Here is a 7,562-nt window from a genome sequence, read left to right on the forward strand (position 1 = left end):
CCGACCCCCGGGCCGGTGCGTAGGCGGTTCAGTTGACGATCTCGCCGCGTTCCGCAGGCGGCTTCGACACGATGGTCTCCCGCCACATCTGCAACGCCTCAGGGGTGAGCCGCGTCCAATCGTGCACCTCCGCGATCACCCGCAGCGGTTCGGTGCTGCGGTACGAGCGGGTGGGATTGCCGGGGAACTTCTTATCGGTCACGTTCGGATCGTCCTCGAAGGTGCCGGTCGGCTCCACCCGGTAGACGTGCGGCACCCCGGCACCGTCGGCCAGCTCCACGGCGAGCTCCGCCGCGAGTCCGGCGCCGTCGGGCAGGGCGGTGAAGTAGACGTGGTTCATCACGATCTCGGGCCGGTAGTTCGAGCGGTACCCGGCCCGGAGCAGATCACCGGCGGACAGTTCGGCGCGGGTCCCGTGGAAGAACGGCCCGGATTCCGTTGCGGCGCTCATGCGCGCACGATACCGCGGCGTACCGTCCAGTAGATTGGGGAAATGGCCGACGATACGACTGCGCAGGCACCGTCCACCGAGCTCTGGGTCGAACGCACCGGAGTCCGCCGCTACACCGGCCGCAGTTCCCGCGGGGCCGAGGTGCTGATCGGCTCGGCCGATGTCGACGGTGTCTTCACCCCCGGTGAGCTGCTGAAGATCGCACTCGCGGCGTGCACCGGGATGTCCACCGACCTTCCGCTGGCCCGCCGCCTCGGTGACGACTACGACGCGACGGTTCGCGTCTGCGGCGACGCCGACCGGGAGAACGAGACCTACCCGCAGCTGTCCGAGGTTCTGGAACTGGACATGTCCGAACTCGAGCCCGATGCCCGCGAGCGCCTGCTCACCGTGGCGCGGCGTTCCGTGGACCAGGTGTGCACCGTGGGCCGCACGCTGAAGGCCGGGACCACCGTCACCCTCGATATCACCACGGAGTAGCCGGTGACCGACCAGCAGGAGCGGATGACGGCGTGGGTGCACGGTCGCGTCCAGGGCGTCGGTTTCCGGTACTGGACCAAGACACAGGCATTGGAGCTGGGGCTGCTCGGTTACGCCGCCAACCAGCCCGACGGCCGAGTGCGGGTCGTGGTGGAGGGCGCGCGCTCGGCGTGCGACACTCTGCTCGAACGTCTGTGGTCGGGCGCATCACCCGGACACGTGGACGTGGTGGTGGAACTGTTCGGGCCCGCACGCGGCGGGCTACCCGCGTTCGAGGAGAGGTGAGCGATGCAGCCGCCCGTCCCTGAGAACCGGCCCGCCGGGGAGATCCCCGGGCCGGAATCGAATCATCTTCCGCCGGTGCCGGGGCTCCCGCCGCAGGTGAACCTGCCGGACACCGTCGAACCTCCGCGCCGGCCCGGCAGGATCCGCCAGCAGGACGAGAGCACCACTGCCCGGCCGGAGACGGTGGCCGAGGCTCGTGCCCGGCAGCGGGCCCAGCGTGCGCGGCAGGAACAGCAGGCCAAGGAGGCGGCGGAGGCCGCTGCGGCTGCGGCGAAGAAGGCGCGCCGGCGCAAGCAGATGATCGGCGCCGGAGTCGGCGTCGGCGTGGTCGGTGCGATCGCTCTGTTGTACGTCGCGATCCCGGACAACGACGGTGCCGGTGGGGCCGGCTCGCAGACCGCCCACTGCACCACGGGCGACGGTCAGGTGGTCTCGGACAGCTACTGCTCCACTGGCACCATCAACCCGGTCACCGGGTTCATCCTGCTCAATGGCATGAGCTACCGGTACAACTACGGCGGTTCGGTCAACGGCGGGCGGATCAGCGGCGGCACCTACGACCGACCCACCGGCACTAGCTTCCGCACCTCGTCGGGGGCCGCGGTGGACCCGGGCAAGACCACGTCGTTCAACAGCGGCGGTCAGTCGAACGCGGGCAGCAAACCCGCGCCGCCCGCGGCGAAGCCCGGGAGCAGTGGCAAGAACATCGACCGCGGCGGTCTCGGAACGTCCAACAAGGGCGGTTCGAGCGGCGGCTCCGGCACATCGAGCGGGTCGTAATGCGGCGGATGCGGGGAACACCCCGCGAGGGATGGCGGCGCACCGTCGAATCGCAGGGCCTGGTGTTCGGCACGCCGGCGCGCGACGGTGCCGGCGGCAGCCGCGAGTACTGGGACGAGTCGGTGTTCTACGAGTTCGACATGGACGAGGTGCTCGCCCTCGAAGCGCAGGCGGGGCTGCTGCACTCGATGTGCCTGCAGGCCGTGGAGAACGTGATCCTCACCGAGCGGTACGCCGATTTCGGGATCCCCGAGTGGGCCCGCGGACCGATCGAGGAGTCGTGGAAGCGGCAGGACCCGCACGTGTACGGCCGGTTCGACCTGCGCTACGACGGCCGCCGCCCGGCGAAACTGCTGGAGTACAACGCCGATACCCCCACCTCGCTGCTGGAAGCGGCGGTGGTGCAGTGGTACTGGTTCCAGGACACCGCGCCGGACACCCGCCCGTGGGACGAGGGCGGCTACGACCAGTGGAATTCACTGCACGAATCGCTGGTGGAGCGCTGGTCGCAGGTGCGTGAGGTGGTCCCACCGTCGGAGCTGTACTTCACCTGGTCCGGCGCTGAGACCACCGGTGAGGACCACGTGACCACGGGCTACCTGCAGGAGACCGCCGCCGAGGCCGGTTTCGACACCGTCGGGCTGCCGATCGAGGACATCGGCTGGGACCACGACCTGAGCACCTTCGTCGACCTCGAGGACGCACCGATCAACGCGGTGTTCAAGTTGTACCCGTGGGAGTGGGTGCTCGAAGACGACTTCGGTCAGCGGGTGGTCGGATCGATCCCGCAGACCACCTGGATGGAACCGCTGTGGAAGACCATCCTCTCCAACAAGGCGATCCTCGCGGTGTTGTGGGAGATGTTCCCGGACCATCCGAACCTGCTGCCCGCGTACATCGACAGCCCCGGCTTCCTCACCGAGTACGTCAAGAAGCCCAAGCTCGGGCGCGAGGGCGCCAATCTGACCATCGTCGACGGGGGCCGGGAGACCGCGACCGGCGGCGTCTACGGCGCCGAGGGGTACGTCTACCAGCTCTTCGATCCGCTCCCCGAATTCGACGGATACCGCCCGGTGATCGGCGCCTGGATCGTCGGTGACGAACCCGCCGGCATCGGCATCCGTGAGACCTCCGGCCTGATCACCGACGACGGTGCCGCCTTCATTCCGCATCGCATCACTCCGAAAGGGAGCACAGCACAGTGACCACGACTCTTCTCGCCGCCGCTGACGTATCGACCCTGGGAAAGGGCGTCGGCGCGATCTGCCTGTACGCCCTGGTGGGCCTGGCTCTGATGGTGGCCGGCTTCTACGCGGTGGACCTCTCCACCCCCGGCAAACTGCGTGATCTGGTGAAGGCTGGCAAGCCCAACGCCACCTACATCACCGGTGCCGGGATGATCTCGATGGCGCTGATCATCGTGGTCGCGATCTACGCCGCGGGCGGACGCCTGGTGGAGGGTGTCACCTTCGCGGTGGTCTACGGCTTGGTCGGGATCATCGCCCAGATCGTCTCCGTGCGCGTGTTGGACCTGGTGACCGGGGTCGACATGGAGGAACTCATGTACTCCGAGGTCTTCCTGCCGCAGGCCCGGGTGATCGCCGCCTCACACGTCGCGCTCGGTCTGATCGTGGCGATGGCGGTCCTGTAGCCGGCAACCGCCTAAACTGGCGTTTCGTGTATCTCAAGTCGCTGACTCTGAAGGGCTTCAAGTCCTTCGCTTCGGCGACCACGCTGCGCCTGGAACCGGGTATCACCTGCGTCGTCGGACCGAACGGCTCCGGTAAGTCGAACATCCTCGACGCGCTGCGCTGGGTGATGGGTGAGCAGGGCGCCAAGGGGCTGCGCGGCGGCAAGATGGAGGACGTCATCTTCGCCGGCACCTCCGGCCGTGCGCCGCTGGGCCGGGCCGAGGTCACGCTCACCATCGACAACTCCGACGGTGCCCTGCCGATCGAGTACTCCGAGGTCTCCATCACGCGGCGGATGTTCCGCGACGGCGCCGGCGAGTACGAGATCAACGGCACCAAGTGCCGTCTGATGGACGTGCAGGAACTGCTCTCCGACAGTGGCATCGGCCGGGAGATGCACGTCATCGTCGGACAGGGCCAGCTGGCGGCGATCCTGGAGTCGCGGCCGGAGGAGCGGCGCGCCTTCATCGAGGAGGCGGCCGGCGTGCTCAAGCACCGCCGCCGCAAGGAGAAGGCGGTCCGCAAACTCGACTCGATGCAGGCCAACCTGGCTCGGCTGACGGACCTGACGACGGAGCTGCGCCGCCAGCTCAAACCGCTGGGGCGGCAGGCCGAGGTGGCCCGCCGGGCCCAGACCATCCAGGCCGACCTGCGTGACGCTCGGCTGCGGCTGGCCGCGGACGATCTGGTGCGGCGCCGCGCCGAACTCGCCGATCAGAGCGGTAACGAGGCCGCGGTGCGGGCCGAGCAGAACGAGGTGGCCGAGCAGCTGGACGAGGCGAACGCGCTGGTCGCGTCGCACTCGGAGGCGGTCGCCGCGCTCGACCCGGCGGTGAAGGCAGCCGGTGAGGGCTGGTTCTCGCTGTCCGCGCTCGCCGAACGGGTGTCCTCGACCGGGCGCATCGCCTCCGAACGCGCCTGCCTGCTGTCGGAGCCGGTGCAGCACGCTCCCGGCCGAGATCCGGATGAGTTGGACGCCGAGGCCGACCGGGTCGCCGAGGAGGAGGCCGAGCTCATGGAGGCCCTGGAGGAGGCGGCCATGATCCTCGAGGGCGCCACCGAGGAACTCGCATCGCGGGAGGAGTCCGCCCGGGACGCGGAGAAGGCGCACATGGCTGCGGTGGCCGCCATCGCGGACCGTCGGGAAGGGCTCGCGCGGCTGGCCGGGCAGGTCGAGACGTTGCGCACCCGCGCCGAGTCCGTGGAGGCGGAGTCCGGGCGGCTCACCGCCGCGATCGCCGAGGCGACCGAGCGGGCCGAAGCCGCCGAAGCTGAGTTCGAGCAGGTCCAGGGGCAGATCGCCGAGCTCGACGCCTCCGAGGCCTCGCTGGATGAGCACCACGAACGAAGCGTCGCCGCGATGACCTCGGCCGCCGCGCGGGTCGAGGAACTGCGCGCCGCCGAGCGGGAGGCCGAGCAGAAGGTCGCCTCGCTGGTGGCGCGGATCGAGGCGCTGTCGATGAACCTCGATCGCGGGGACGGCGCAGCGTGGGTGGTCGAGCACGTCGACGGGATCTCCGCCGCCGTTGCCGAGCGGCTGGACATCCGGGCCGGGTACGAGAAGGCCGTGGCCGCGGCACTGGGGCCGATCGCTGAAGCGGTGGCGGCACCGTCGGTGTCGGTGGCCTCGGACGCGCTGGCCCGGTTGCGCGCGGCCGATGGAGGACGGGCGGCCCTGGTCGTGGAGGACCTGGCTGCTGCGTCGCCGGCTCGCGGCGCGCTGCCGGACGGCGCGGTGTGGGCGGCGGAGTGCGTCGGCGCACCGTCGGAGCTCGACGGTGTGGTGTCGTCGGCGCTCGCGGGGTGCGTGTTGGTCGGCTCCGTGCCGGAGGCCGTGGCGGTGGTCGCTGCGCGCCCCGAGCTGCGAGCGGTGACCGCAGACGGTGACGTGATCTCGCACGGCGTACTGACCGGAGGTTCGGCGGCGCGGCAGTCGACGCTGGAGGTGCAGAAGTCGATCGACGCGGCTCAGGCGTCGCTGGGGGAGACCCGGCGGTCGGTGGAGTCGCTGTCGGCGGCGCTGGCCGGCGCCAACGAGGACCTGGCGGCGCGGCGTGAGGTGACCGAGGCGGCGCTGGCGGCGCTGCACGAGTCGGACGCACAGCTCGGTGCGATCTACGAGCAGTTGGCCCGGCTGGGGCAGGCCGCGAGAAGTGCGCGGGACGAGGCCGAGCGGTTGGTGGCGCAGCGGGAGCGGATCGAGGAGTCGCGGGACGAGACCCGGGCCGCGCTGGTCGAGCACGAGGAGCGTCTGCGGCTGGCGGAGGAACTGCCCGAGGATTCGGTGTCGGTGGGGACGGACGAGCGGGACGCGGCTGCCGCCGCCCTGGCTGCGGCGCGCGGCGTGGAGATGGAGGCCCGGCTCGCTCGGCGGACCGCCGAGGAGCGCGCCGCCGGTGTGCGCGGCAAGGCCGAGGGGCTTCGACGGGCCGCCGCCGCCGAGCGTTCGGCGCGCGAGCGGGCGGAGAAGGCTGCGGCTGCGCGCTTGGCGGCGGCGGCGGTGGCGGCGTCCGTGGCGGAGGGTGCCGCGCTGGTGACTTCGCGGCTGGGTCGAGCGGTGGAGCGTGCGGCTGCGCACCGGGATTCGCTGGAGGCTTCGAGGGCGCAGCGAGCCGGCGCGCTGGACGTGGCGCGGCAGCAGGCCACAGGTTTGACCGCACGGCTGGCGCAACTGACCGATGCGGTGCACCGCGACGAGGTGGCACGGGCGCAGGCGGCGTTGCGGATCGAGCAGCTCGAGGAGCAGGTGCTGGAATCGTTCGGTATGGCGCCGGACGATCTGGTGGCCGAGTACGGGCCGGATGTGTTGTTGCCGGCGTCCGCGCTGGAGTTGGAGGAGTACGAGCAGGCTCGCGAGCGTGGCGAGACCGTGGTGAAGCCGCAGGGGCTCCCGTTCGACCGGGCGACGCAGGAGCGGCGTTTGAAGCTCGCCGAGAAGGACCTGGCGACGTTGGGGCGGGTGAATCCGCTGGCGCTGGAGGAGTTCGCGGCGCTGGAGGAGCGCTACAACTTCCTCTCCACGCAGCTGGAGGACGTGAAATCGGCGCGCGAGGATCTGCTGAGCGTGGTCGAGGAGGTGGACGCCAAGATCCTGCAGGTGTTCACCGAGGCGTGGGTGGATGTGGAGCGCGAGTTCGTCGAGGTGTTCAAGACGCTGTTCCCGGGTGGCGAGGGCAAGCTGATCCTCACCGAGCCGGGGGACATGCTGACCACGGGCATCGACGTCGAGGCCCGGCCGCCGGGCAAGAAGGTCAAGCGGCTCTCGCTGCTCTCCGGTGGCGAGAAGTCCCTCACCGCCGTGGCGATGCTGGTCGCCATCTTCCGCGCCCGCCCCTCACCCTTCTACGTGATGGACGAGGTCGAGGCAGCGCTGGATGACACCAACCTGCGCCGCCTGATCTCCCTGTTCGAGCAGCTGCGCGACAAGTCCCAGCTGATCGTGATCACGCACCAGAAGCCGACGATGGAAGTCGCCGACGCGCTCTACGGTGTATCGATGCGCGGAGACGGCATCACACAGGTCATCTCCCAGCGGATTCGTGGGCAGGAGCTGGGTGCGCTGCCGGTGTGAGGGCTGGCTTGCTCAGGCACCATGAATCCGCGACCTGAGTGGCAAACCGGACATGTGAGGTCGCTGTGGCTGAACAGGCGGAGGTGGTCGTGGATACACGGGTGGTTCTCGACCGAGACCTGGATCGAGCATTCGGTTTCGACTCTGGTCCGGTGAAGGAACGCGAGATCAATCGGCTCGTTGTGGATCTGATTACAGGGTTGGTGAGAGACGCTTGGCCCGACGCCCGCGAGATCTGGTTGGAGCTTGCCCCGGTTCTCCGGACACCTGATCTGTAGCGTCGTTGCTACAGGAGAGGAGTCCA

General features: G+C 69.8%; 7 protein-coding genes. 6 read left to right on the plus strand and 1 reads right to left on the minus strand.

Annotated features, from left to right (window positions below; translation table 11 throughout):
* Positions 1 to 28 precede the first annotated feature (28 nt).
* Positions 29 to 451, minus strand: a complete 423-nt coding sequence (gene arr / locus ACYVHG_RS15720) for an NAD(+)--rifampin ADP-ribosyltransferase (RefSeq protein WP_461168411.1) — start codon at positions 449 to 451, stop codon at positions 29 to 31.
* Between the two features lie 42 nt (positions 452 to 493).
* Between arr and ACYVHG_RS15725 the strand changes: the two genes are divergently transcribed.
* From ACYVHG_RS15725 to smc, 6 genes are read left to right on the plus strand one after another with little or no spacing between them, the layout of a single operon-like run.
* Positions 494 to 931 carry an OsmC family protein gene (locus tag ACYVHG_RS15725; protein ID WP_461168412.1) on the plus strand — a complete coding sequence of 146 codons (438 nt, stop codon included), beginning with the start codon at positions 494 to 496 and terminating at the stop codon, positions 929 to 931.
* 3 nt (positions 932 to 934) lie between these two features.
* Positions 935 to 1,216 carry an acylphosphatase gene (locus ACYVHG_RS15730; RefSeq protein WP_461168413.1) on the plus strand — a complete coding sequence of 94 codons (282 nt, stop codon included), beginning with the start codon at positions 935 to 937 and terminating at the stop codon, positions 1,214 to 1,216.
* Between the two features lie 3 nt (positions 1,217 to 1,219).
* Positions 1,220 to 1,996: a hypothetical protein gene (locus ACYVHG_RS15735; protein WP_461168414.1), complete on the plus strand. Its 777-nt coding sequence runs from the start codon at positions 1,220 to 1,222 to the stop codon at positions 1,994 to 1,996.
* Positions 1,996 to 3,201, plus strand: a complete 1,206-nt coding sequence (locus tag ACYVHG_RS15740; RefSeq protein WP_461168415.1) for a glutathionylspermidine synthase family protein — start codon at positions 1,996 to 1,998, stop codon at positions 3,199 to 3,201. The genes ACYVHG_RS15735 and ACYVHG_RS15740 overlap by 1 nt, the downstream gene beginning before the upstream one ends.
* Positions 3,198 to 3,647, plus strand: a complete 450-nt coding sequence (locus ACYVHG_RS15745) for a DUF350 domain-containing protein (protein ID WP_461168416.1) — start codon at positions 3,198 to 3,200, stop codon at positions 3,645 to 3,647. The genes ACYVHG_RS15740 and ACYVHG_RS15745 overlap by 4 nt, the downstream gene beginning before the upstream one ends.
* Before the next feature lie 26 nt (positions 3,648 to 3,673).
* Positions 3,674 to 7,258 (plus strand): chromosome segregation protein SMC, encoded by a 3,585-nt coding sequence (gene smc / locus ACYVHG_RS15750; RefSeq protein ID WP_461168417.1) that lies wholly within the window; start codon positions 3,674 to 3,676, stop codon positions 7,256 to 7,258.
* The last annotated feature ends 304 nt before the right edge of the window (positions 7,259 to 7,562 follow it).

The organism is Tsukamurella serpentis, from assembly GCF_054780975.1.

What these genes read in the sequence shown, in the direction of transcription:
- arr (WP_461168411.1), bottom strand. Translation starts at nt 451, where the DNA reads ATGAGCGCCGCAACGGAATCCGGGCCGTTCTTCCACGGGACCCGCGCC.
- ACYVHG_RS15725 (WP_461168412.1), top strand. Translation starts at nt 494, where the DNA reads ATGGCCGACGATACGACTGCGCAGGCACCGTCCACCGAGCTCTGGGTC.
- ACYVHG_RS15735 (WP_461168414.1), top strand. Translation starts at nt 1,220, where the DNA reads ATGCAGCCGCCCGTCCCTGAGAACCGGCCCGCCGGGGAGATCCCCGGG.
- ACYVHG_RS15740 (WP_461168415.1), top strand. Translation starts at nt 1,996, where the DNA reads ATGCGGCGGATGCGGGGAACACCCCGCGAGGGATGGCGGCGCACCGTC.